The sequence below is a fragment of the Pseudomonas sp. W15Feb9B genome (genome assembly GCF_000828175.1).
GTDB lineage: Bacteria > Pseudomonadota > Gammaproteobacteria > Pseudomonadales > Pseudomonadaceae > Aquipseudomonas > Aquipseudomonas parakoreensis.
This window is the reverse complement of record NZ_JTKF01000085.1, coordinates 1-408: the sequence shown is the minus strand read 5'-3', so window position 1 is coordinate 408 and position 408 is coordinate 1. Positions and strand designations below refer to the sequence as shown.

Below are 408 nucleotides of genomic sequence, written 5' to 3'. Positions count from 1 at the left end.
GGGGGGGGGGGGGGGGCGTCGATCAACTGGATCGCCGAACAGATGGGCCACACTAACGGGAACATGATCCGTCAACACTACGGGACGTGGATAAATAAAGACGGATCTGATGTGGTGGGGATGTTGCAAATGGCCTTGAAGCTGTCACCGGTTTCAGCTCTGCGCTGAATCCGCTGAGACCAGCACTTTCGGAGAAGCCAGAAGGTCATGGAGTGATAAGCCAGCCAGGGAGGGACTGGTTTCCACGATGCCAGAAAAAGGCCCCCACACAGTGACCAGGTGTGGGGGCCGATTGAACATAGGGCGGAATTCAACGTATCAGGCGTCACAGCCTCCAAAGCGCCTCTGCATGGCGGTCTATCGGTTGTGTTCCTTGGATGTGCCGGTCTGGCTGCCATCTGGCTGGCC

1 pseudogene is annotated in these 408 nt (G+C 57.8%); it reads left to right on the top strand.

What is annotated here, in order from left to right:
• Positions 1-168 (top strand): annotated as a pseudogene (locus tag OC71_RS28610) (site-specific integrase); the annotation flags it as partial.
• Positions 169-408: the final 240 nt, after the last annotated feature.